A 22,741-nucleotide genomic window follows, 5' to 3' on the forward strand; every position below is an offset into this window, starting at 1 on the left:
GATCCGACAACACTACGCGTGTCGTGTCAGTGCTCGTGACCACGTTCGCCGTCAGCGGCGGCGGCCGTGCCGGGCCGGACAACCGGGGCGCCGGACTGCTCCCAGGCGACCATGCCGCCGGACAGGCTGACGGCGGGGACGCCGGCGCGCTCGAGCGCCGCGACCACCTGCGCCGAGCGGTACCCGCTGTGGCACACGACCACGGCGGGGTGCTCGTCGTCGACGGGGACCTCGGCCCAACGGGCCTGCAGCTCCGACATCGGCAACAGCGTCGCCTGCGGTGCATGCACCTCGTCCCACTCGGACTGCTCGCGCACGTCGATCAGCGGTGCGCCGGCCTCCAGGCGCGCCAGCGCCTCGGTGAGGTCGACCTCGGCGGCGGCCATCAGACCTCCGCCCCGGCCTCGACCGGACGCTTCTTCGCGGCCGCCTGCTGCTTCTTCGCGTCGGCCGCGACGATCTTCGGCTCCTTCTCACGGAGGTGCGCGTACATCGGCGAGGCCAGGAAGATCGTGGAGTACGTCCCGACGATGATGCCGATGAACAGCGCCAGCGAGATGTCCCGGAGCGTTCCGGCACCGAGCACGTACGACCCGATGAACAGGATCGCCGCCACGGGCAGGAGCGCGACGATCGAGGTGTTGATCGACCGGACCAGCGTCTGGTTCACGGCCAGGTTGACCGACTGCTTGAACGTGCGGATCGACTCGATGCTCGTGTTCTCGCGCACCTTGTCGAACACCACCACGGTGTCGTACAGCGAGTACCCGAGGATGGTGAGGAAGCCGATCACCGCAGCCGGCGTGACCTCGAGTCCGACGATGCCGTAGACGCCCGCAGTGATGAGGAGGTCGTGGATCAGTGCGGTCATCGCCGCGAGCGACATCTTCCAGGTGCGGAAGTACAGCGCCATGAACACTGCTGCCAGGGCCAGGAAGATCACGAGACCGCGGATCGCCTGTGCCAGGACGTCGGCACCCCACGTCGCACCGATGAAGGTCGCGGCGACCTTGTCGTCCGGCACCCCGTACGCCGAAGCGAGCTCGGAGGCGATCTCGTCGGTCTGGGCGGTCGTCAGCTGACCGGTCTGCACGCGGATGCCGTGCTGGCCGAGCTGCGAGACGCGCGGGATGACGTCCGGGACGACGCGTTCGACCGTCTCGGTCGCGAGGCCCTGGTCCGTCGACTTCGCGTCGGAGATGGTGAACTCGGAGCCGCCGGTGAACTCGATGCCGAGCTGGTACCCGCCGCGCAGCCACGGGATCGCGAGTGAGAGCACGATGCACACGACCGCGATGACGTACCAGGTCTTCCGGCGTCCGACGATGTCGTAGGACCGCTTGCCCGTGTAGAGGTCGCTGCCGAACTGGCTGAAGCTCGCCATCAGCTGTCCTTCCCGTTGCCGGTGCCGTTGCCCGTGCCGTTGTCGGTGCCGGCGGCCTTGCGCTCGGCGATGGTCTGGCGGCGGGCGGCTTCACGCGCACTGCGCTGCCGCTTGCCGTCCACGATCGGGGCCCGGAACTGCGCTCGGCCGCGGTACACCGCACCGAGTGCTGCCGGGTCGAGCCCGCTGAAGCGGTGCCCTTCGCCGAAGAAACGCGTCCGGGCGATGAGCTGCATCATCGGGTGCGTGAAGAGCGCGACCACGACGACGTCGATCAGGGTGGTGAGGAGCAGCGTGAACGCGAATCCCTTCACGTCGCTGACCGCGAGCACGTAGAGGGTCACGGCGGCGAGGAAGTTCACCGAGTCGGACGCCAGGATCGTGCGGAGTGCACGCTTCCAACCGGACTCGACCGCGCTCTCGAGGGCTCGGCCGTCACGGAGTTCGTCCCGGATGCGCTCGAAGTACACGATGAACGAGTCCGCCGTGATGCCGATCGCCACGATCAGACCCGCGACTCCCGCCAACGACAGTCGGTAGTCGACGCGCCACGACATGATCGCGATCACCAGGTAGGTGAGCGCTGCGGCGACACCGAGCGACAGGACGGTGACGAACGCCAGGGACCGGTACTGGATGACCGAGTAGATGACCACGAGGATCAGACCGATGAGACCGGCGACGAGGCCACCGACCAGCTGCGCGGTGCCGAGCGTCGAGGAGATGACCTCGTTCGACTGGACCTGGAAGTTGATCGGCAGCGCGCCGTACTTCAGCTGGTCGGCGAGGGTCTTCGACGAGTCTGCGGTGAAGTTGCCGGTGATCTGCGCCTTGCCGTTGGTGATCGCGGAGTTCGTCGTCGGTGCCGTGATGACGGTGCCGTCGAGGACGATCGCGAACTGGTTCTGCGGCTGAGCGAGCTTGACCAGGCGGTTCGTGACCGAGCCGAAGTCCTTCGTGCCGGCCCCGTTGAAGGACAGGTTGACGGCCCACTCGCCGGTCGTCGTGCCCTGCGAGTTCGACGCGAGACCCGACGTGGCGTTGCTGATGTCGGCACCCGACACCTCGACCGGGCCGAGGATGTACTTCGCCGCACCGTCGTTGTCGCACGTGACCAGGGGCTCGTCATCCGGAGCCGACGTGACGTCGTCCGGAGCCGTGCACTTGTAGTTCGTGTAGAGGTCCTGCAGCTTGGGCGTCACCCAGGCCAGGTCACTGCCGTTCGTCGGCTTCGCGCTCGGCGTCGCCTGCAGCGATGCGGGCGGCGAGTACGGCGTCGGCGAGGCGGACGACCCCGAGCCGGAGTCCCCCACGGCGCTGTCCGACGCTGCTTCGGTGTAGAGCACCGGCCGGAAGGTCAGTTTCGCCGCGGCCTCGATGCGCTGGATCGTCTGCTGGTCCGGCTTACCCGGGATCGAGACGACGATGTTGTTCGCGCCCTGGGTGTTGATCTCGGACTCCGAGACACCGGTGGCGTCGATGCGCTGGCGGATGATGTTCACCGCCTGCTGCAGCTGCTGCGAGGTGACTGCCGAGCCCTCGGTGCTCTGCGCCGCGAGGGTGATCTGCGTGCCACCCTGCAGGTCGAGTGCCAGCTCGGGGAGCCAGCTCGCGCCGGCGTACCACTTGTCGGAGGCGTCCTTGGTGGTGCTCGCGAGGACCGATGCGGCGGTGTTCAACCCCGCGAGGACCGCGATGAGGATCACCAACCAGGTGAGCGAGCGGAGCGCCTTCTTGACGGGTGTCGATCGTGCCACCGGTCGTCTCGTCTTTCTGTCGTGAGCCCCGCACGTCGCAACGCACGGGGCTCATGGTGTCGCACCGCCGGTCAGCCGGCGGCGTCGGAGGTCAGTCTTCGGTCTTGCGCTTCGTGATGTCGACGTCCTCGACACGCTCGCCGTAGATCGGCTCGCCGTTGAGTTCGGTGACGTGGGAGTCCGACTCCGTCTCGGTCGTGACGGTCGTGTCCACGGCCTCCGGGGTCTCTTCCGGGACGACGCGGGACAGCGTCTGGCGGTGCACCGTGATGACGGTGCCGGGTGCGATCTCGACGTCCGCCGTGACCTTCTCGTCATCGACCGACACGAGCGTGCCGTACAGGCCGAAGGACAGCATGACGCGTGCGCCCGGGACCATCTGGCTGGCCGTCTCCGTCTGCTGCTTCTTGCGCTTGCGGCTGCTGTAGAACATGAAGGCCGCGAACGCCACGACGATGATGATGAGGAAGTACTGGTCCATGGGAGCCTTCGGTCGGTCGAGCTGTTTCGGGCGCGAGCAGTCTAGAGCACGCACATGTGCAGTACTTCACGCATCGTCGGCGCCGAAGAGACCGGGCTGCGCGGCCGCCTGGCCGGGTGTCAGACCGAAGTGTCGCCAGGCCTGCGGCGTCGCGATGCGCCCGCGGGGGGTCCGGGTGACCAGACCGATCCGCACGAGGAACGGCTCCACGACCGACTCGATGGTCTCGGACTCCTCGCCCACGGACACCGCGAGGGTGTTCAGACCGACGGGTCCGCCGTCGAAGCGGGTGAGCATCGTCTCGAGCACCGCGCGGTCCAGCCGGTCGAGGCCGTACTCGTCGACGTCGTAGAGCTCCAGTGCCCCCTGGACGGCAGCCATGCCGTCGCGGGTGCCGTGCACCAGGGCATAGTCCCGGACACGACGGAGCAGGCGGTTCGCGATGCGTGGGGTACCCCGGGAACGCCCGGCGATCTCCCGCAGGGCGTACCGGTCGAAGTCGAGCTCGAGCAGGTGCGCGGCACGGATCAGGACCTGTTCGAGTTCGTCACGCTCGTAGAACTCGAGGTGTGCGGTGAAGCCGAACCGGTCGCGGAGCGGGTTCGGCAGGAGCCCGGCACGGGTGGTCGCCCCGACGAGGGTGAACGGCGCGAGATCGAGCGGGATGCTCGTCGCCCCGGCGCCCTTGCCCACCATCACGTCGATGCGGAAGTCCTCCATCGCCAGGTAGAGCATCTCCTCGGCCGAGCGCGCCATCCGGTGGATCTCGTCGATGAACAGGACGTCACCGGGCATCAGGGACGACAGCACCGCGGCGAGGTCGCCGGCGTGCTGGATCGCCGGTCCGCTCGACATCCGCAGCGGCCGCGCCGACTCGTGGGCGACGATCATCGCGAGCGTGGTCTTGCCGAGTCCGGGAGGCCCGGCCATCAGGATGTGGTCCGGCGTCCGGTCCTGCATCGCCGCGGCCTTGAGCAGCAGGTCGAGCTGCCCACGGACCTTGCGCTGTCCGACGAACTCGTCGAGCGACTTCGGCCGCAACGCCCCTTCGAACGCCAGCTCCTCCGGCGACTGCGCGTCGGCGGCGGTGATCCCGCCGCTCACCGTCCGGCACCGGTGGGTCGGAGGGTCCCGAGTGCGGCGCGGAGCAGCGCCTGGGTGCCCATCTGCTCGACCCCGGGTTCGTTCGCGACGGCATCGTCGACGGCACTGCGGGCAGCGTCCTCGCGCCAACCGAGACCGACGAGCGCGGTGACGACGTCCTCGGACGCGGGGTGGGCCACGGCTGCGGCGGCCGCTGCCGTGGTCGTGGGCGCCTCGAATGCGGCGAGCTTGCCGGCGAGGGCGACGATGATCAGCTTGGCCGTCTTCGGTCCGATGCCGGAGACCTTGCGGAACGCCCCGTCGTCGTCGTTCGCGACGGCGTTCGCGACCTGGGCCGCGGTCATCTGCCCGAGGACCCCGAGTGCCGACTTCGGGCCGACGCCGGAGACACTCCGGAGCAGGTCGAAGACGCGCAGTGCATCGGTCGACTCGAAGCCGAACAGCTCGAAGGCGTCGTCGCGCACGATCAGGGCCGTCCGGACGAAGACCTCGGATCCATGGCGCATGGTCAGGGCGTGCGCGGGCGTGACCGTGACGGCGTACCCGACTCCCCCGACCTCCACCACGGCGGTCGATCCGGCGACGTCGATGCAGGTGCCCCGGAGACTCGCGATCATGCCCCGAGCCTAGGGCGGGCCGGGGACGTCCTCGCGCCGCCGCTCCGCACGAGGGGCGACGCGGCACTGCGTCCGGCCGCACCGGCCTGCGCGTCCCGCCAGGCCCGCTGTGCCGGGGTGAGCGTCGACGGACCGGAGCTGACGGCGTCGGGCGAGCCGAGCCTCCAGGCATGACAGACGGCCAGGGCGAGCGCGTCGGCGGCGTCGGCGGGCTTCGGCGCCTCGGCGAGCCCGAGGACCCGGGCGACCATCGCCTGGACCTGCCGCTTGTCCGCGTTGCCGTAGCCGGTGATGGCGGCCTTCACCTCGGACGGGGTGTGCAGACCGACCGGCAGCCCGCGCGCGGCGGCCGCGTGCAGGGCCAGGCCCGACGCCTGCGCCGTCCCCATCACGGTGCGGACGTTCGCCTGCGCGAAGACACGCTCGACCGCCACCGCGTCCGGACGGTGTGCGTCGATCTGTTCGGCGATGCCCTCGGCGATCGCAAGCAGTCGCAGTTCCAGCGCCATGTCGGCGGGGGTCCGCACGACCGTCACGTGCACCAGCCGCGCCCGGCGATCCGGCGTGACCTCGACCACGCCGACGCCGCAGCGGGTGAGCCCGGGGTCGACCCCGAGGACCCGGAGCGCCGCGCCGGACCTGGCCGTGATCAGTCCTCGTCTTCGTCGAGTTCGGCCTGGACGTCCGCCGGCACGTCGAAGTTGGCGTAGACGTTCTGGACGTCGTCGCTGTCCTCGAGCGCGTCGATGAGCTTGAACACCTTGCGGGCGGTGTCCGCGTCGACCTCGACCTTGAGGTTCGGCACGAACTCGGCGTCCGCGGCGTCGTAGTCGATGCCGGCAGCCTGCAGGGCGGTCCGGGCCTCGACGAGGTCACTCGCCTCGGTGATGACCTCGAAGCCGCCGCCCTGGTCGATGACGTCCTCGACGCCGGCGTCGAGCACGGCCGTCATCACGTCGTCCTCGGTCAGGTCGTCGGTCTTGGTGACCGAGATGACACCCTTGCGGTTGAAGTTGTACGCGACGCTGCCCGGGTCGGCCATGGTGCCGCCGTTGCGGCTCATCGCCGTCCGGACCTCGGCCGCGGCACGGTTCTTGTTGTCGGTGAGGCACTCCACCAGGAGCGCGACGCCGTTCGGCCCGTAGCCCTCGTACATGATGGTCGTGTACTCGATCGACTCACCGGTCAGGCCGGCGCCGCGCTTGATGGCGCGGTCGATGTTGTCGTTCGGGACCGAGGTCTTCTTGGCCTTCTGGACCGCGTCCACGAGGGTCGGGTTGCCCGACATGTCGGCCCCGCCCATCTTCGCGGCGACTTCGATGTTCTTGATGAGCTTGGCGAACGACTTCGCACGGCGACCGTCGATGACGGCCTTCTTGTGCTTCGTCGTCGCCCACTTGGAATGCCCGGACACGGTTCTCCTTGCGTCGTGCGGAAAGTCTCCGACAGTTTACCGGCTGGGCCCACACGGGCGGTACCGGCGCGCCACGGAGCCCGCGTCAGGCGCGGCGGACGATGTCGAGGAAGCGACGGTGGAACCGGTCCTCGCCCGCGACCTCGGGGTGGAACGCACTCGCGAGCACGTTGCCCTGCTGCACGGCCACCACCTGGCCGTCGGGCAGCGCACCGATGACGTCGACGCCGGACCCGTGCTGCTCGACGACCGGCGCGCGGATGAACACCGCGTGCACCGGGTCGGCACCGAGGTCGGGCATCGGGATGTCGATCTCGAACGAGTCGTTCTGGTTGCCGAACGCGTTGCGCCGCACCGTGGTGTCGAGGACGTCGAGCGTGTGCTGCCCCGCGATGCCGTCGGTGATCCGCGAACTGAGCATGATCATGCCCGCGCACGTGCCGTAGGTCGGGAGTCCGGCACGGATGGCGTCACGCAGGGGCTCGGCGACGCCGAACGCGCGGGAGAGCTTGTCCATCACGCTCGACTCGCCGCCGGGGATCACGACACCGTCGAGGGCGTCGATCTCCTCCGGGCGGCGGAGCGGGACGACGTCCGCACCGAGCTCGGTGAGCGAGGCGATGTGTTCGCGGAAGTCGCCCTGCAGTGCGAGGACGCCGATCCGGGGGGCGGCCTTACCAGCCACGCTCGGCGAGGCGGTGCGGTGCTGGGACGTCGGCGACGTTGATGCCGACCATCGCCTCACCCAGACCACGGGAGACCTCGGCGATGACCTTGGGGTCGTCGTGGAAGGTGACGGCCTTGACGATCGCGGCGGCACGCTTCGCGGGGTCGCCCGACTTGAAGATGCCGGAGCCGACGAACACGCCGTCCGCGCCGAGCTGCATCATCATCGCGGCGTCCGCGGGGGTGGCGACACCACCGGCGGTGAAGAGCACGACGGGCAGTGCGCCGGTCTGGGCGACTTCCTTCACCACGTCGTACGGCGCCTGCAGTTCCTTGGCGGCGACGTAGAGCTCGTCCTCCTTGAGGTTCCGCAGCGCCGCGATCTCCTTCGAGATGGTGCGGATGTGGCGCGTGGCCTCGGACACGTCACCGGTGCCCGCTTCGCCCTTGGAGCGGATCATCGCCGCACCCTCGGTGATGCGACGGAGGGCTTCGCCGAGGTTGGTGGCGCCGCAGACGAAGGGGGTCGTGAAGCCCCACTTGTCGATGTGGTTCACGTAGTCGGCCGGCGAGAGGACCTCGGACTCGTCGATGTAGTCGACACCGAGCTCCTGCAGCACCTGGGCCTCGACGAAGTGCCCGATGCGGGCCTTCGCCATGACCGGGATCGACACGGCGGCGATGATCTCCTCGATCATCGACGGGTCGGACATGCGGGCGACACCACCCTGGGCGCGGATGTCGGCGGGGACGCGCTCGAGGGCCATGACGGCGGTGGCGCCGGCTTCCTCGGCGATGCGTGCCTGGTCGGCGTCGATCACGTCCATGATGACGCCGCCCTTGAGCATCTCCGCGAGACCGCGCTTGACGCGCGAGGACCCGGTGGTCGAAGTGGCGTTGACGGTGCTGGGGGTGCTGTCGCTCATGATCCCCCCATCTTAGTGCGGAGCAGGCGTCAGCGCTGTTCGCCCCAAGCGTCCGCGATGAGCACCCGGGTGTCTCCGAGCATCTGCGACATCGACTTGGTGCGGGCGATGATCGGGAAGAAGTTCGAGTCCGACTCCCACCGCGGGACCAGGTGCTGGTGCAGGTGCGCGGCGACCCCGGCTCCGGCGACCTCGCCCTGGTTCATGCCGATGTTGAAGCCGTCGCAGTGCGAGACCCGCCGGAGGACCCGCATCGCCGTCTGGGTCAGCTCGCCGATCTCCTGCAGCTCCTCCGGCGTCGTCTCGTCGTACAGCGGGACGTGTCGGTACGGGCAGACCAGCAGGTGTCCGTTGTTGTACGGGTACAGGTTCAGCAGGACGTACGCGTGCTCGCCGCGCGCGACGATGAGGGCGTCCTCGTCGGACTTCCGCGGCGCCTCGCAGAACGGGCAGTCGTCACGGTGTCCGCGGCCCTCGCCCGCGCGACCGGCGTCGATGTAGGCCATCCGGTGCGGGTTCCACAGGCGCTGGAAGGCGTCCGGGACCGCCGCCTGGGTGGCGGCGTCCCGGATCACCAGCGGGTCGCCCTCGTCGTCGAGCGGGCCGGTCATCAGACCTGCACGCGGTCGCGGATGGCGGTCGTGATGCGCTCCACCGCTTCGTCCACGGGCACGCCGTTGTCCTGACGGCCGTCCCGGAAGCGGAAGCTCACGGCCCCGGCGTCGCGGTCGTCCCCACCCGCGATGAGCTGGAACGGCACCTTCGCCTTGGTGTGCGTGCGGATCTTCTTCTGCATGCGGTCGTCGGAGTGGTCGACCTCGGCGCGGACGCCCTTCGCGCGGAGCTTCGCGACGACCTCGTCGAGGTAGTCGCCGTACTCCTCGGCAACGGGGATCGCGACGACCTGGACCGGCGAGAGCCAGGCGGGGAAGGCCCCGGCGTAGTGCTCGGTGAGGACGCCGAAGAACCGCTCGATGGACCCGAACAGGGCGCGGTGGATCATCACCGGGCGCTGCCGGGTGCCGTCGGCGGCGGCGTACTCGATGCCGAAGCGCTCCGGCAGGTTGAAGTCGAGCTGGACGGTCGACATCTGCCAGGTGCGGCCGATGGCGTCACGGGCCTGCACCGAGATCTTCGGGCCGTAGAAGGCCGCGCCTGCGGGGTCGGCGACGAGTTCGAGCCCGGACTCCTCGGCGACCTCGCGCAGGGTGTTCGTCGCGACCTCCCAGACCTCGTCGTCGCCGACGTACTTCTCCGGGTCCTTCGTGGAGAGCTCGAGGTAGAAGTCGTCCAGGCCGTAGTCACGGAGCAGCGACAGCACGAACTGGAGGGTCGTGGTCAGCTCCTCCTTCATCTTCTCCTGCGTGGTGAAGATGTGCGCGTCGTCCTGGGTCAGCCCGCGAACCCGGGTGAGGCCGTGGATGACGCCGGACTTCTCGTTGCGGTAGACCGTGCCGAACTCGAACATGCGCAGCGGCAGGTCGCGGTACGACCGGGCCTGCGACCGGTACGCCAGGATGTGCATCGGGCAGTTCATCGGCTTGAGGTAGTAGTCCGCGCCCTGGCGGGTGACGTTGCCGTCCTCGTCGCGGGCCTCGTCCATGTGCATGGGCGGGAACATGCCGTCCTTGTACCACCCGAGGTGCCCGGACTGCTCGAACAGGTCGCCCTTGGTGATGTGCGGCGTGTACACGAACGAGTAGCCCTCCTGCTCGTGCCGACGACGCGAGTAGTCCTCCATCTCGCGGCGGATGATGCCGCCCTTCGGGTGGAAGATCGCCAGGCCGGAACCGATCTCATCCGGGAACGAGAAGAGGTCGAGTTCGGCGCCGAGCTTGCGGTGGTCGCGCTTCGCTGCCTCTTCGAGACGCACGAGGTACGCCTTGAGCTGGTCCTTGTCCGGCCACGCGGTGCCGTAGACCCGCTGCAGCTGCGGGTTCTTCTCCGAGCCGCGCCAGTACGCCGCGGCGACGCGCATGAGCTTGGCGGCGTTGCCGATCCAGCGGGTGTGCGGGACGTGCGGGCCACGGCAGAGGTCCTGCCAGACGACGTCGCCGGACTTCGGGTCGACGTTCTCGTAGACGGTGAGTTCACCGGCGCCGACCTCGACGCTCTCACCGGAGTCGCCTTCTGACGCGGCACCCTTCAGGCCGATCAGCTCCTGCTTGTAGGGCTCCCCCGTCATGAGCTCGCGGGCTTCATCGTCGGTGACGACCCGGCGACGGAAGCGCTGGGCCTGCTTGACGATGCGGTCCATGCCCTTCTCGATCGCCTTGAGGTCCTCCGGCGTGAAGGGTTCGGCGACGTCGAAGTCGTAGTAGAAACCGTCGGTGACGGGCGGACCGATGCCGAGCTTGGCGTCCGGGTTGATCTGCTGCACCGCCTGCGCGAGCACGTGCGCGGCCGAGTGGCGGAGGATGTCGAGGCCGTCCTGCTCGTCGAGCGTCACCGGCTCGGCGGTCTCCCCCGCCTGGACGTCGGCGGCGAGGTCCTTGAGCACTCCGTCGACACGGATGGCGACGACACCGCGGACGCCGTCGAAGAGCTCAGTCCCCGTCGTGGTGGTCGTCGCGGTGCGGGGCTCGGGTGCCTGGGGCAGGTCGGCGGGCTCGGCGGATGCTGCGGCGACTGACTCGGTCACGATGGTGGGGCTCCCTCGGTCTGGTGGTACGTCGATGGTAGTGGCGGGCCGGGTCAGGCGGGCACGCGGCCGAGCGTGGTCACGGGCAGGCGCGGCTCGAGGCGCTCCCGGCCGGACAGCCCGTCGAGTTCGAGCAGCGCGGCGAACCCGATCGCCTGGTACCCGGCACGCTCGAGCAGGGTCACCGTCGCGGCCGCGGTGCCGCCGGTGGCCAGGACGTCGTCGACGACGAGCACGCGGGTGCCGGGCTCGAGCTGGCCCGGGCGGAGTTCGAGTTCGGCCTCGCCGTACTCGAGCGCGTACTGCTCGCTGAGGACCTCGCCGGGCAGCTTGCCGGCCTTGCGCACGGTGAGCACGCCGACCTGGTGCTGGGCGGCGATGCCGCCGGCCAGGGCGAACCCGCGGGCCTCGATCCCGGCGACGGCTTCGAAACCGGCACCCACCGCGAACGGCGCAGCGAGGGCCTCGCAGACGCGGCCGAAGGCGATCGGGTCGGCGAACACCGGCGTCACGTCGCGGAAGAGCACGCCCGGCTTCGGGAAGTCGGGGACGATCGTGGTGAGGCGCTCGACGAGAGCAGCCGCGGAGTCGGTCATGCACTCAACCGTACGGGGCTGGCAGCGTCCCGCCGTCCGGCGCGCTTGCACGGGTGGCGCCGGACGGGAGGCTCGCCACCGGCTGGTGCCGTGCCTCCCGTCCGGCGCTGGTCGCGACGGCTGCCCACGTCCGTCACCGCCACATGTGCATGGCGGCGCCGAGCATCACCCACTCGGCTTCTCGGCGCAGGCGGGCCTGTTCTTCGCGGTGCCGGCGGAGCTCGTCGGCCGGGTCGACCTCGTGCGGCTGCCGCCGGGTGCGACGGCTCCACACGATGAGGGCGAGTCCGATCCGGAGGGCGATCCGGTCCGGCAACGACACCCGGTGGGGTCGTCCCGTCGGCGGCCGCACGGGTCGGAGGAGGGTCTTCGATGACATGGTGGATTCCTGTTCGGAGAATGGATTCGAGTGCTCGAGAAAGGGTCGACGAATCGACCGGAGAACACCGTGGCGATGTCCCGGAAGGCGCGACAGTGCGACCTCGCAGAATGTCGTCAGGGCATTCCGGACGCATTGTCGGAAAGAGTGCGACCCGGCCGGGACGGTCGTGCACGAGTGCCGGACCTGCTGCCGAGCCGGAGGCGCGCCACGGCCGGACCAGCACCGCTCGCGGTCCAGCGCACCAGCCGGGCTCCAGCGCGCCGAGGCTCAGGCCCGGTCGGAGTCCCGGCTCAGGCTCAGGCTCAGGGCCCGCCAGGACTCAGCACGGAACGAGACCAGCACGGCGCTGGGCTCAGCGCCGTGCTGGGGCGAGGGAGACCGATCAGCAGGAACCGAGGACGGGACCGGTGGTTCCACGGACTGCACGGTACGGCGTCTGCATGGTGATCATTGTCGGCCCCCTTTCGGCGAGGTCTCTGCGGTACTGCTCTGAATCGGTACTGCTCTGAATCGGTACCGATCTGAATCAGTACCGATCTGAATCAGTACTGCTCTGCATTCATCGGAACACATCCGTTCGGGCGTTCGCGACGAGTGAACACTATCCATGTCCGCGAGTGACGCGCAACCCTTTCCGGAATTCTCGTGCGGAATTGCATGGTGGAACACCTGAGCCAGCTCCGACCCGCCCGCACCACCGGACGAGCACGGCGCTCGCGCCCGGGTCAACCCCTCGTTCTGGAGATCGACCGCCACGCGCAGCACGGGTTCCGGTGGTCCACGGTCGGCGGTACGGACGTGCAGGGCGTCCCCCCGACCTCGGAGGGGAACCGATGCACACCAGGATCCGAGCACGCGTCGCAGCCGTGCTCATCGCGACGGCCACGATCACCGGGACGATCGCACTGCGCACTTCGGACGGAGCCGTCGCCGCCGTGCCACCGCTCACCAGCGCCACCATCAGGACCGCGGCCACGACCGAGGTCTTCGCGGGCGGCCTCACCGTGCAGCCGGACAGCCAGCCCGCCCTGGCCGCGGCGAAGCTCGCCGCCGAGGGGCGGACCACCGAGGCGGCCGCTGCCCGCACGATCGCCGCCCGACCGATCGCGACCTGGCTCGGTGAGTGGTACACCGGCGGCCTGCTCGACCGGGTCGTCGCTCGCAACCTGGCCGTCGCCGAGAAGGCCGGGACCACCCCGGTGTTCGTGACCTACGCGGTGCCGAACCGGGACTGCGGCGGTCACTCCGCCGGCGGGCTCGGTGCCGCCGACTACACGGCGTGGAACCAGCAGATCGCCGCCGACCTCCGCGGGCACCGGGCGGTCGTGCTCGTCGAGCCGGATTCGCTCTCGCACCTCGCGACGTGCACGAGTGAGCGTGACACACGACCCGGGCTGATCGCGTCCGCCGTCCGTGCGTTCACGGCCGCCGGCGTTCCGACCTACCTCGACGGCGGCAACGAGAACTGGAACACGCCGGCACTGCAGGCCTCGTACCTGCGGGAGGCCGGGGTCGCGGACGCACGCGGGTTCTTCACGAACGTGTCGAACTTCTACGGGGTGGACGGGGAGCGGGCCTACGCCGACCGCGTGAGTGCCCTGACGGGTGGGTCGCACTACGTCATCGACACCTCGCGCAATGGCCGCGGGTGGTCCGGGTCGTGGTGCAACCCGCCGGGTGCCGGTCTCGGCCGGGTACCGCACGCGACCGGCGGCACGACGGCACTGGACGCACTGCTCTGGGTCAAGACGCCCGGGGCGAGCGACGGGACGTGCAACGGCGGGCCTGCCGCGGGTTCGTGGTTCGCGGCGTACGCGGTCGACCTGGTCGCCGACGCGCGGCAGTAGTCGACACCGGCCGGGAGGCGCACCCCGCCGGACGACGAACGACCCGGACGACGAACGGCCCGGACGACGAACGGTCGGGACGACGAACGGCCCGGCCCCCGCATGGGGACCGGGCCGTCAGGACCGGGATCGGATCAGACCGTGGCGGGCGTGCCGACCAGTGCGACGAGCGCCCCGTCGACGACGTCGACCCGGACGGTGTCACCCTCGTCGACCGACCCGTCGACCACGAGCTCCGCGATCCGGTCGTCGACCTCGCGTTGGATCAGCCGGCGGAGCGGACGGGCGCCGTACTCGGGCTCGTACCCGTGCTCGGCGAGCCAGTCGGTGGCCGCGTCGGAGACCGACAGGACCATGCCCTGCGCGGCCAGACGGAACGCGGTGTCCTGCAGGAGCAGCGACACGATCGACCGCAGCTGTCCGCGCTCGAGCTTGCGGAAGAGCACGATCTCGTCGATGCGGTTGATGAACTCCGGTCGCATCGATTCGCGGAGCTTGCCCATCACCCGCTTGCGCAGGTCGTCCTCCTGGTAGCCGAACGGGTCGGTGCCGCCGTCGGCCGCCACCGAGAAGCCGAGCGCACCCGAGCGGGACGCCAAGAACTCGGATCCGATGTTCGAGGTCATGATGACGACCGTGTTCCGGAAGTCGACCGTCCGGCCCTGACCGTCGGTGAGCCGTCCGTCGTCGAGCACCTGCAGCAGCAGGTTGAACACGTCCGGGTGTGCCTTCTCGACCTCGTCGAGCAGGATCACCGAGTACGGGTTCCGACGGACACGCTCGGTCAGCTGTCCGGCCTCGTCGTAGCCGACGTACCCCGGAGGGGCACCGACCAGCCGCGAGACCGTGTGGCGCTCGCCGAACTCGCTCATGTCGAAGCGGAGCATCGCCGACTCGTCACCGAACAGTGACGAGGCCAGCGCCTTGGCGAGTTCGGTCTTGCCGACGCCGGTCGGACCGAGGAACAGGAAGCTGCCGACCGGACGACGGGGGTCGCCCATGCCGGTCCGGCTGCGCCGGACCGCCTTCGCGATCGCGCGCACGGCGTCGTCCTGACCGACCACACGGTCGTGCAGTTCCGATTCCAGGGCGGCGAGTCGGGTCTTGTCGGCGGAGCCGAGGCGGCTCACCGGGATGCCGGTGGCACGCGACACCACGGCGGCGATGTCCGCCTCGGTGATCACGTCGTCGACCGGCTGCGGACGGGTGGCGGCGGCGACGCCACCGGTGGTGGCGGCGGCGATGCGGGCCTCCAGTCCGGCGATCTCGTCGCGGAGGTCGGACGCCTCTTCGTACTGTTCCTCGGCGACGGCGCGGTCCTTCCGGGCCGTGAGTTCGGCGACCTGGGTACGGAGCGTGTCGACGTCGACGTCGCCCGAGCGGGCGAGACGGCGGCGGGCACCGGCCTGGTCGATGAGGTCGATCGCCTTGTCCGGCAGGTGCCGGTCGGTGACGTAGCGGTGGGAGAGTTCGACGGCGGCGCGGATGGCGTCGTCGGCGTAGGTCACGCCGTGGTGCTCGGCGTAGCGGGGGCTGAGGCCGGTGAGGATCGCGACGGCGTCCTCCACGCTGGGCTCCCCCACCGTGACCGGCTGGAAGCGGCGCTCGAGCGCCGCGTCCTTCTCGATCCGGCGGTACTCGTTCAGCGTCGTCGCGCCTACCAGGTGCAGGTCGCCCCGGGCCAGACGCGGCTTGAGGATGTTCCCGGCGTCCATCGACCCGCCCTCGCCACCGCCACCGGCACCGACGACGGTGTGGAGTTCGTCGACGAACACGATGAGCTCCTCCGAGTGCGCGGCGATCTCGTCCATGGCCTTCGTCAGACGCTCCTCGAAGTCACCGCGGTAGCGGGTGCCGGCGAGCATGCCGGGCAGGTCGAGTGCGACGACGCGCTTGCCCTGCAGCAGGGCCGGGACGTCGCCCTCGACGATGCGCTGGGCGAGACCCTCGACGATGGCGGTCTTGCCGACGCCGGGCTCACCGATGAGGACGGGGTTGTTCTTGGTGCGGCGGAGCAGGATCTCGACCGCCTGCTCGATCTCGTCGGCTCGGCCGATCACCGGGTCGATGCGACCCTCGCGGGCGCGGGCGGTGAGGTCGGTGCCGTACTGGTCCAGCGTCGGGGTCTCCGACTGCTGGTCCTGCTGGGCGGTGGTGCCGGGCATGGGACGCCCCTCTCGTGCGGCCTCGGCCGCCTCTTGTGCGTAGGACTGCATCACCTGCGGGGTGACACCGGCGCTCGCGAGCAACTGGCCCGCGACCGTGTCCTGGTCCGTGACGAGCGCGAAGAAGACGTGCTCGGGGTCCGTGTACGTGCTGCCGAACCCGCGGGCCGCCTGAGTGGCCTCGAGCAGGATCCGCTGCGCGGACGAGGTCAGTGCGGGACGGCCCTCGACCGCCTCGCCCGAGGGCATCGGCAGGCGCTGCTCGACCTCGGCGGCGAAGCGCTCCGGGTCGGCGCCCGCAGAGCGCAGGACGGCCGCGAAGGGCTCGGTGCCGACGAGCACGTGCAGGACGTGCAGGGCGTCGATCTCGTGCTGCCCCTGCTCGACCGCGTAGGTCGCCGTCTGCTGGAGCAGCTCGTGGGTACGACGGCTGAGGAGCCGCGTGATGTCGACCGGTCGTCCGAACGGCATGGACCGCTGGGACTGGCCGGGGTTCTGTGAGGCCGCGAGCAGTCGTGCGAGGAACTCGTCGAACGAGTCGTTGCCGCCGGTCGGGCCGAACGTCTGTGGCAAAGGGACCTCCTGAGGAACTTGAGTGCCTTCGGCTCAATGCAACGCAGGGGGACCGTGCTCATTCCCGGTCAGAGGAAGAACTTGCGGCGGATCGACTCAACTCCGGGCGATGGGCGCCGTGCTCGCATCCGTGACCCGCACCAGGTCCGCCGGCGACAACTCGATGTCGAAGCCGCGGCGACCCCCGGACACGAAGATCGTCGGGTGCTCGGACGCCGAGGCGTCGAGCACCGTGCGCAGGCGCGTCTTCTGCCCGACGGGACTGATGCCACCGACGACGTACCCGGTCCGCCGCTCTGCCAGGGACGGGTCAGCGAGCGAGGCCTTCTTGCCGCCGACCGCCGCCGCGATCGCCTTGAGGTCCAGACGGTCGGCCACCGGAACGATCGCCACGGCCAGGTCGCCGTCGACCGACACGACGAGCGTCTTGAACACCTGCTCCTCGCGGAGCCCGAGCGCCGCGGCAGCCTCTTCCCCGAAGTTCGTCGCGCTCTCGTGGTGCTCGTAGACGTGCGGCGTGAACGGCACGCCCGCCCGCTCCAGCGCGAGCGTCGCCGGGGTGCTCGGGGAAGCTGCGCTCATGCCCCGATCCTGCCCCGGTCGACCGTCACGGCCTCGGAGCCACGCGGGCGCTACGCTGAGCCGCACCATGACCGTCATCGAGGTGTTGCTCCGCGGGCTCTCCGCCGTGCACGGCCTCGACCCCGCGGCACTCGGCTCGCTGCCGGCGCTGACCGCCGCCGCACTCGGGCTCGGCGCGGTCGGCATCACCGTGACCGCGGTCGCCGCGCTCGCCGCGGCACTGCTCGTCCTCCGACTGGTCGCGGTCCTGACGGGAGTCGGCGCTCCGGGCGCACCGCGGGCCTCCCGGACGACGCCGGACCTCGTGACCCGGATCGCCTGGAGCGACCCCGACGCCGACGGGCACCCGCGACCGCGGGCACCGGGAGCCGCCCCGGCGGTCTGACACCGATCGGTGTCGGGGCCGCAGACGCTCCCGACCCTCCGATCGAAGGACCTCCGTCATGGACATCACCACCCTGCCCGGCCTCAGCACACTGCTGCGCGCCGGTTCCGCACTCGTCACCAGCCTCACCGACCTGCTCACCCCCGTCGCCGGGACGGCCGCCGCGACGCTCGCCGTGGTCCTGCTGACCGTGGCCGTCCGGGTGCTCCTCGTCCCCCTCGCCGTCCTGCAGGTGCGCGCCGAACGGGATCGGCGTCGTCTGGCACCCCGGATCGCGGAGCTCCGCCGACGGGCGGGGCAGGACACCGCCCGGTTCCAGCGATCCCTGCAGGAGCTGTACACGAGCGAACGGGTGTCGCCACTCGCCGGGTGCCTGCCGGTGCTCGCACAGGCGCCGGTCGTGTCGCTGCTGTACACGCTGTTCACCCACGCGAGCATCGACGGCACCGTGAACACCCTGCTGCGGGCCACCCTGGCCGGCATCCCCTTGGCACAGTCCGCGGTGGCGGTCGTCACGTCGCCGCTGTGGGTCCACGCCTGGGTGGTGCTCCTGCTGCTCCTCGCCCTGGCGGTCGTCGTCGAGCTGACCCGGCGGGCCCAACTCCACTGGAACCCGGTCCCCCCGGCCGGCCCGGTCGATCCGGGTCTGCCCGGCACGGCGGCGATGACCGGGATCGCCCGGTGGGTGCCGTTCGTCTCGGTCGGGTTCGCCGCGATCGCGCCCCTGGCCGCCGCCCTGTACGTCCTGACGAGTGCGGTGTGGACGCTCGGCGAGCGGGCGGTGCTGCGGCGGGTGCTCCGGTAGCGGGCGTGGGCGCGGTCGGACCGGCCGCCCTGCCGCGGCCGCCCCGGCGGCCCGGTCGGCTCTAGCCGCCCTGGCCCTCCTGCTGCGGCCCCTGGTCGACCGGGTCGTACTCGGTGTCGCGGCCCTGCTCCTCCTCCGGCAGCGGGACGTGCCGCTCGGTGCCGCTGCCACCCGGGCTCGTCGCGACGTAGTCGGCCTCGCCGGACTGCGTGTCGTGGCTCAGCGGTTCGAGCGTCTCCTCGTCGACGTCCTGCGGTGTCGAACCGGTGGCGTCGGCGGGGACGGCGGGGTCTGTCTGGTCGGCGGCCTGGTCGTTCTGCGCATCGGTCATCCCTCGGGCGTACTCCCCCAGGTCTGGGTGCGCGCCGTCGCCGTACCGGTGGCAGCATGACAGCAGGCGTGACGACGAGGAGCGCGCATGAGCCGGACCGACGACGACGCGGCAGCACGAGCGCGTCTCGAACACATCGCCTGGGGCGCAGGGTCGACCCCGGCGGACGCGGCGCGCGCCCGCATCGCGCTGGCGGACCTCGACCGGGAGGCACGCAGACGGCCCGTCACGACCGTCGCCCCCGCCGCGGGGCCGCGTCGGGGTCGTCGTCCTGGTGCGCAGGTCGTCGCGGCTGCTGCACCGGGCGTTCCGAGCGCGGCACCGGTCGTTCCCGAGGCTGCCCCCGCCCCGGACGTCGCGACCACCCCGGACGTCGCGCCGACGATCCGGACCGCCGGGCCCGACGTCCACCCGACCGGGAGGACGGAGCCCGGAGACGACACCGGCGACGCCGGAGACGCCCCGTCGTCGGTGACCGACGGTGTCGAGCGCGACCAGCCGTCCGGGGCGACCGCCGACGGACGTCGCGGGGCGGGCCTCCCGGCCGGCGGCCTCGCCCGCCGCGCCCGGGTGGTGTTCGGGCGGGTCCGGCGGACCGACCGGACCGTGCTGTGGGCGCTCGGGGGCGCCGCCGTCGTGATCGGCCTGGTCGCGGGGACGGGCGTCGGCCTGTCGATCGGGACCCGCAGCACCGCCGAGCCGGCGACCACGGTGACGACGCCCGCAGCGGGGACGGTGACGCTCGAGCAGATGCTCGACCTGCCGCAGACCTACGCCGACCAACTGCCCGGCGGGATCGACGCGCCGGTGTCGCTGCACACCACCCGACTCGTGTTCACGAACCGGTCACTGGCGGGCGATGACGCAGCAACGCCCTGGAACGTCTGGGCCGGCGTCGGACGGGACAGCTCGACGATCTGCCTCGTGGCGACGGCCGACCGGCGGCAGGGCACGAGCGCCTGCTACCCCCGGGACGACGCCCTGCACGGGGCGGTCTCGCTGTCCGACACCTCGTCGAGCGGCACGCTCTGGCTGCGGGTCGTGGGCGGCGCGGTCCGTGGCACCGTGACGAGCTCGCCCGCGCCGCTGTACTGATCCGCGGGCACGCTCCGCTCCCCCCCCCCCCCCAACCCCCCGAGAGGCCGGGCATTGGAGCGCTCCTGAGAGCATCGCGAGAACGACCTGGGGGTCCTCGCGTGATCGACGCGGGCCGTGCAACACTGGGTGGAGCGCACTCGCCGTGGAGTGGCCAGAACCACATCTCCACATCCCCGCCCACCACCCGCGAGCGCGCCCCGACCGGTCGAACACCCCGTCGTTCCCGCGCGCTCCTCGCACGTCCTCGAGGAGGTCAGCCGCCGTGTCCACCACCAGCAACCGAACCGTCCAGCCGCACACGACGCCGATCACCGTCACGACGTCGTCGGTGATCGGGATCGCCGTCCTCGGCCTCGCCACGTTCTTCGCCATCACCACCGAACTGATGCCGGTCGGCCTGCTCGGCACCATGAGCGAGGACCTCGGCGTCACCGAGTCCACCATGGGCATCGTCATCACGGTGTACGCGGCGGCCGTCGCCCTGCTCGCACTCCCCCTGACCTCGCTCACCGCGAAGCTCCCCCGGAAGACGGTCCTCGTCGCGACCCTCGTCGGCTACACGGTGTCGAACGCGCTCGTCGCCCTGGCCCCGTCCTTCGCCGTGGTCTGCGCCGGACGGGTCGTCGGCGGCATCGCGCACGCCCTGTTCTTCTCGGTCGCCTCGGCCTACGCCACGCGGATCGTTCCGCCCCGGCTCGCCGGCCGCGCCATCGCGTTCGTCTACTCCGGCAGCTCACTCGGCTTCGTGATCGGCGTTCCCCTCGCCACCGGCGTCGGGCAGTCCGTCGGGTGGCGCCCTGCCGTCGGTGGCGTCGCGGCGTGCGCCGCACTGCTCGCCGTCGTGGCCGCGGTGTGCCTGCCCGCCGTCCGCGGAGCCGCGTCGCCGCACGTCGGCTCGCCGAAGGCCTGGGCGCGCACCGGACTGCTGTCGGTCGTCGTCGCCGACCTGCTGCTCTTCGCCGGACACTACGTCGTCTACACGTACATCGGTCCCTACGTCATCGACGCCGGACTCGACGTCGGCATGGTCTCGGGCGCCCTGCTCGTCCTCGGCGGCACCGGCGTGATCGGCCTCTGGCTGGCCGGGGTGTTCGTCGACCGGGCTCCCCGCCAGACGCTGATCGCCGCGATCGCCGCGATGGCCGCCGCGTTCGTCGTGATGCCGTTCGCGCACGGATCCCTGGTCGGCACGATGGTCGTCGCCGGCGTCTGGATGGCGGCGAACGGCACGACCGGCACGCTGTTCATGGCCGCCGCCATCCGCACCGGTGGGGTCAGTCCGGAGATCGCAGGTGCCCTGGTCAACGGGGCCTCGAACATCGGCATCGCCGGCGGCGCCGCGATCGGCGGTCAGGTGCTCGGCCTGTCCGGACTGCAGACGCTGCCGTTCGCGGGCGCGCTGGTCCTGGTCGCGGGGCTCTCCGTCGTGGCCTTCGCCAAGCGCGGCTTCCCGGTGCACGCCACGACGCAGCCGCACCTCAGCACGTCGTCGATCCACGTGCTGACGTCGTCGCTCGCCGTCGTCACGAGCTCGATCCCGACCGTCAGCCGGGCGATCCAGACCGTCACCGGGTCCGTCGCCACGGTGCACCGTGCCGCGACCGCGTCCATCCAGATCGCCACGGGGTCGGTTCGGACCGTCCGCGAGCGGTAGCCGGCAGCGCTCAGCCCCGGTACGCCAGGGCGTCGAGCGCGGCCACCTGACCGGCGGCGACGAGTCCCCGCGCCTCGGCGAGCGGCACCCAGCGGGCATCGTCGACCTCGGGAACCTCGACGAAACGGCCCGATCCGCGGGGCAGCTCCAGCGACACGGTGTTGCTCCGGACGACCTCGACCACGAAGTCCGGTGCGTCGAGCGTCCACACCGTCACGACCTTGCCGGACGCCTGCCGGAAGTCGCCGAGCAGTTCCGGTGTGCCGTCGGGGGCGGGGATGCCGATCTCCTCGCCGAACTCGCGGAGGGCCGTCGCCTGCGTGTCCTCCCCCGCCTCGATCTCCCCCTTCGGGATCGACCACGCGCGCGGACGTCGACGCCAGAACGGGCCGCCCATGTGAGCGACGAAGACCTCGAGCGACGGGCCGGTGCCGCGGTGCAGCAGCAGTCCGGCAGAGCGAGGGGGCACGGTCGGAGACTACCCTCGCGCGCATGCAGACCATCGAGCTCGGCGACGGCCGTTCCGTCCTGGTCGACGACACCGCTCCCGACCACGGCGTCGACGGCGGCCGGCCGACGCTCGTCTGGCACCACGAGTCTCCCCACACCGGTGTGCTCTTCGAACCGCTGCGGAGCGCCGCCACCGACCGCGGCCTGCGCCTGGTCGCCGTCACCCGCCCCGGGTACGGCGGGGCCGACCCGCTGCCGGGTCGGCGGGTCGCCGACGGCGCACACGACCTCGAGCAGGTGCTCGACGCCCTCGGCATCGACCGCGTCGCCGCGCTCGGTGGCTCCGGCGGCGGACCGCACGCCCTCGCCACTGCGGCCCTCCTGCCGGACCGGGTCGCCGCGGTCGCGACCCTCGCCTCGCCCGCTCCCTTCGACGACTCGCCCACCTGGTGGGACGGCATGGCGGACGACGGCGGCCTCCGCGCCGCCACCGCCGGACGCCAGGCCCGCATCACCTGGGCAGCCTCCGCCGCCTTCGACCCGTCCCAGTTCGTCGACACCGACTGGGCCGCCCTCGACGGTGACTGGGCCGCACTGGGGAAGGACGCGACGGCGGCGGGCGGGTCGGGCCTCCAGGGCGGGGTCGACGACGACGTGGCGTTCGTGACGGACTGGGGGTTCGCCCTGTCGGCGGTCACGGTGCCGACGTTCCTGGTGCACGGCAGGCGGGACCGGGTCGTCCCGGTGGCGCACGGCCGAGCGCTGGCCGAGGCGATGCCCGGGGCGGCGTACGAGGAGCGTCCGGACGACGGCCACATCGCGGTCCTGTCGACGGTGCCGACGCTGATGGACCGCCTCGCCGAGGTCCTGCGCGCCTGAGATG

General features: G+C 71.1%; 24 protein-coding genes. 6 read left to right on the plus strand and 18 right to left on the minus strand.

What is annotated here, in order from left to right; all coding sequences use genetic code 11:
• Positions 1-26 precede the first annotated feature (26 nt).
• The 14 genes from DEI89_RS01855 to DEI89_RS01920 form a co-directional block, all read right to left on the minus strand.
• On the minus strand, positions 27-386 hold the full coding sequence (locus DEI89_RS01855) for a rhodanese-like domain-containing protein (protein WP_110902306.1): 360 nt from the start codon (positions 384-386) through the stop codon (positions 27-29).
• Positions 386-1,384 carry a protein translocase subunit SecF gene (secF, locus tag DEI89_RS01860; protein WP_110902307.1) on the minus strand — a complete coding sequence of 333 codons (999 nt, stop codon included), beginning with the start codon at positions 1,382-1,384 and terminating at the stop codon, positions 386-388. Before secF ends, DEI89_RS01855 begins: the two co-directional genes overlap by 1 nt.
• The gene (gene secD / locus DEI89_RS01865) at positions 1,384-3,141 is read right to left on the minus strand and encodes a protein translocase subunit SecD (protein ID WP_110902308.1); all 1,758 of its coding nucleotides are present in this window, start codon (positions 3,139-3,141) and stop codon (positions 1,384-1,386) included. Before secD ends, secF begins: the two co-directional genes overlap by 1 nt.
• A gap of 91 nt (positions 3,142-3,232) precedes the next feature.
• Positions 3,233-3,622, minus strand: a complete 390-nt coding sequence (gene yajC / locus DEI89_RS01870) for a preprotein translocase subunit YajC (protein ID WP_110902309.1) — start codon at positions 3,620-3,622, stop codon at positions 3,233-3,235.
• Between the two features lie 66 nt (positions 3,623-3,688).
• Complete coding sequence (gene ruvB / locus DEI89_RS01875; protein WP_110902310.1) at positions 3,689-4,726, minus strand: Holliday junction branch migration DNA helicase RuvB; 1,038 nt, start codon at positions 4,724-4,726, stop codon at positions 3,689-3,691.
• A complete protein-coding gene (gene ruvA, locus DEI89_RS01880) occupies positions 4,723-5,343 on the minus strand; it encodes a Holliday junction branch migration protein RuvA (RefSeq protein WP_110902311.1) in 621 nt (206 codons plus the stop codon). The genes ruvB and ruvA overlap by 4 nt, the downstream gene beginning before the upstream one ends.
• Positions 5,340-5,921: a crossover junction endodeoxyribonuclease RuvC gene (locus DEI89_RS01885; protein WP_284157247.1), complete on the minus strand. Its 582-nt coding sequence runs from the start codon at positions 5,919-5,921 to the stop codon at positions 5,340-5,342. The genes ruvA and DEI89_RS01885 overlap by 4 nt, the downstream gene beginning before the upstream one ends.
• Positions 5,922-5,992: 71 nt before the next feature.
• The gene (locus DEI89_RS01890; RefSeq protein WP_110902313.1) at positions 5,993-6,757 is read right to left on the minus strand and encodes a YebC/PmpR family DNA-binding transcriptional regulator; all 765 of its coding nucleotides are present in this window, start codon (positions 6,755-6,757) and stop codon (positions 5,993-5,995) included.
• An 85-nt stretch (positions 6,758-6,842) separates the two neighbouring features.
• Positions 6,843-7,442, minus strand: a complete 600-nt coding sequence (pdxT, locus tag DEI89_RS01895; RefSeq protein ID WP_110902314.1) for a pyridoxal 5'-phosphate synthase glutaminase subunit PdxT — start codon at positions 7,440-7,442, stop codon at positions 6,843-6,845.
• Positions 7,432-8,349 carry a pyridoxal 5'-phosphate synthase lyase subunit PdxS gene (pdxS, locus tag DEI89_RS01900; protein ID WP_110902315.1) on the minus strand — a complete coding sequence of 306 codons (918 nt, stop codon included), beginning with the start codon at positions 8,347-8,349 and terminating at the stop codon, positions 7,432-7,434. Before pdxS ends, pdxT begins: the two co-directional genes overlap by 11 nt.
• Before the next feature lie 29 nt (positions 8,350-8,378).
• Positions 8,379-8,960 carry an HIT domain-containing protein gene (locus tag DEI89_RS01905; RefSeq protein WP_110902316.1) on the minus strand — a complete coding sequence of 194 codons (582 nt, stop codon included), beginning with the start codon at positions 8,958-8,960 and terminating at the stop codon, positions 8,379-8,381.
• Positions 8,960-10,948, minus strand: coding sequence for a threonine--tRNA ligase (gene thrS, locus DEI89_RS01910; protein WP_110902507.1), 1,989 nt, complete (start codon positions 10,946-10,948; stop codon positions 8,960-8,962). The genes DEI89_RS01905 and thrS overlap by 1 nt, the downstream gene beginning before the upstream one ends.
• A gap of 95 nt (positions 10,949-11,043) precedes the next feature.
• Positions 11,044-11,586: an adenine phosphoribosyltransferase gene (locus DEI89_RS01915; RefSeq protein WP_110902317.1), complete on the minus strand. Its 543-nt coding sequence runs from the start codon at positions 11,584-11,586 to the stop codon at positions 11,044-11,046.
• A gap of 133 nt (positions 11,587-11,719) precedes the next feature.
• Positions 11,720-11,965, minus strand: a complete 246-nt coding sequence (locus DEI89_RS01920; RefSeq protein WP_110902318.1) for a hypothetical protein — start codon at positions 11,963-11,965, stop codon at positions 11,720-11,722.
• A gap of 836 nt (positions 11,966-12,801) precedes the next feature.
• On the opposite strand from DEI89_RS01920, the gene DEI89_RS01925 reads away from it, so the two are divergent.
• Positions 12,802-13,815, plus strand: coding sequence for a glycoside hydrolase family 6 protein (locus DEI89_RS01925; protein ID WP_110902319.1), 1,014 nt, complete (start codon positions 12,802-12,804; stop codon positions 13,813-13,815).
• A 134-nt stretch (positions 13,816-13,949) separates the two neighbouring features.
• Here DEI89_RS01925 and DEI89_RS01930 read toward each other — a convergent pair whose 3' ends face one another.
• Both DEI89_RS01930 and ybaK read right to left on the minus strand, forming a co-directional pair.
• A complete protein-coding gene (locus tag DEI89_RS01930; protein ID WP_110902320.1) occupies positions 13,950-16,553 on the minus strand; it encodes an ATP-dependent Clp protease ATP-binding subunit in 2,604 nt (867 codons plus the stop codon).
• A gap of 96 nt (positions 16,554-16,649) precedes the next feature.
• Positions 16,650-17,135 carry a Cys-tRNA(Pro) deacylase gene (gene ybaK / locus DEI89_RS01935; RefSeq protein ID WP_110902321.1) on the minus strand — a complete coding sequence of 162 codons (486 nt, stop codon included), beginning with the start codon at positions 17,133-17,135 and terminating at the stop codon, positions 16,650-16,652.
• A 67-nt stretch (positions 17,136-17,202) separates the two neighbouring features.
• Between ybaK and DEI89_RS01940 the strand changes: the two genes are divergently transcribed.
• Together DEI89_RS01940 and DEI89_RS01945 are read left to right on the plus strand one after the other, a co-directional pair.
• Positions 17,203-17,520 (plus strand): DUF6412 domain-containing protein, encoded by a 318-nt coding sequence (locus DEI89_RS01940; protein WP_110902322.1) that lies wholly within the window; start codon positions 17,203-17,205, stop codon positions 17,518-17,520.
• Between the two features lie 58 nt (positions 17,521-17,578).
• Complete coding sequence (locus DEI89_RS01945; RefSeq protein WP_110902323.1) at positions 17,579-18,325, plus strand: membrane protein insertase YidC; 747 nt, start codon at positions 17,579-17,581, stop codon at positions 18,323-18,325.
• A gap of 61 nt (positions 18,326-18,386) precedes the next feature.
• On the opposite strand, the gene DEI89_RS01950 is transcribed toward DEI89_RS01945, so the two are convergent.
• A complete protein-coding gene (locus DEI89_RS01950) occupies positions 18,387-18,656 on the minus strand; it encodes a hypothetical protein (protein ID WP_110902324.1) in 270 nt (89 codons plus the stop codon).
• Positions 18,657-18,743: 87 nt separating this feature from the next.
• On the opposite strand from DEI89_RS01950, the gene DEI89_RS01955 reads away from it, so the two are divergent.
• Entirely contained in the window at positions 18,744-19,751 is a 1,008-nt protein-coding gene (locus DEI89_RS01955; RefSeq protein WP_110902325.1) for a hypothetical protein, read from the plus strand.
• A gap of 265 nt (positions 19,752-20,016) precedes the next feature.
• Positions 20,017-21,408, plus strand: a complete 1,392-nt coding sequence (locus DEI89_RS01960) for an MFS transporter (protein ID WP_110902326.1) — start codon at positions 20,017-20,019, stop codon at positions 21,406-21,408.
• A 10-nt stretch (positions 21,409-21,418) separates the two neighbouring features.
• Here the strand turns inward: DEI89_RS01960 and DEI89_RS01965 are convergent, their stop codons facing one another.
• Complete coding sequence (locus tag DEI89_RS01965; protein WP_110902327.1) at positions 21,419-21,877, minus strand: NUDIX domain-containing protein; 459 nt, start codon at positions 21,875-21,877, stop codon at positions 21,419-21,421.
• Positions 21,878-21,900: 23 nt separating this feature from the next.
• Here DEI89_RS01965 and DEI89_RS01970 point away from each other — a divergent pair, with 23 nt between their 5' ends.
• Positions 21,901-22,737: an alpha/beta hydrolase gene (locus tag DEI89_RS01970; RefSeq protein ID WP_110902328.1), complete on the plus strand. Its 837-nt coding sequence runs from the start codon at positions 21,901-21,903 to the stop codon at positions 22,735-22,737.
• Positions 22,738-22,741: the final 4 nt, after the last annotated feature.

This window comes from Curtobacterium sp. MCBD17_030 (genome assembly GCF_003224255.1).
GTDB lineage: Bacteria > Actinomycetota > Actinomycetes > Actinomycetales > Microbacteriaceae > Curtobacterium.

Coding starts and splice junctions, on each gene's coding strand:
- DEI89_RS01855 (WP_110902306.1), bottom strand. CDS start 386: ATGGCCGCCGCCGAGGTCGACCTCACCGAGGCGCTGGCGCGCCTGGAG.
- secF (WP_110902307.1), bottom strand. CDS start 1,384: ATGGCGAGCTTCAGCCAGTTCGGCAGCGACCTCTACACGGGCAAGCGG.
- yajC (WP_110902309.1), bottom strand. CDS start 3,622: ATGGACCAGTACTTCCTCATCATCATCGTCGTGGCGTTCGCGGCCTTC.
- ruvA (WP_110902311.1), bottom strand. CDS start 5,343: ATGATCGCGAGTCTCCGGGGCACCTGCATCGACGTCGCCGGATCGACC.
- pdxS (WP_110902315.1), bottom strand. CDS start 8,349: ATGAGCGACAGCACCCCCAGCACCGTCAACGCCACTTCGACCACCGGG.
- DEI89_RS01905 (WP_110902316.1), bottom strand. CDS start 8,960: ATGACCGGCCCGCTCGACGACGAGGGCGACCCGCTGGTGATCCGGGAC.
- DEI89_RS01915 (WP_110902317.1), bottom strand. CDS start 11,586: ATGACCGACTCCGCGGCTGCTCTCGTCGAGCGCCTCACCACGATCGTC.
- DEI89_RS01920 (WP_110902318.1), bottom strand. CDS start 11,965: ATGTCATCGAAGACCCTCCTCCGACCCGTGCGGCCGCCGACGGGACGA.
- DEI89_RS01925 (WP_110902319.1), top strand. CDS start 12,802: ATGCACACCAGGATCCGAGCACGCGTCGCAGCCGTGCTCATCGCGACG.
- ybaK (WP_110902321.1), bottom strand. CDS start 17,135: ATGAGCGCAGCTTCCCCGAGCACCCCGGCGACGCTCGCGCTGGAGCGG.
- DEI89_RS01940 (WP_110902322.1), top strand. CDS start 17,203: ATGACCGTCATCGAGGTGTTGCTCCGCGGGCTCTCCGCCGTGCACGGC.
- DEI89_RS01945 (WP_110902323.1), top strand. CDS start 17,579: ATGGACATCACCACCCTGCCCGGCCTCAGCACACTGCTGCGCGCCGGT.
- DEI89_RS01950 (WP_110902324.1), bottom strand. CDS start 18,656: ATGACCGATGCGCAGAACGACCAGGCCGCCGACCAGACAGACCCCGCC.
- DEI89_RS01955 (WP_110902325.1), top strand. CDS start 18,744: ATGAGCCGGACCGACGACGACGCGGCAGCACGAGCGCGTCTCGAACAC.
- DEI89_RS01970 (WP_110902328.1), top strand. CDS start 21,901: ATGCAGACCATCGAGCTCGGCGACGGCCGTTCCGTCCTGGTCGACGAC.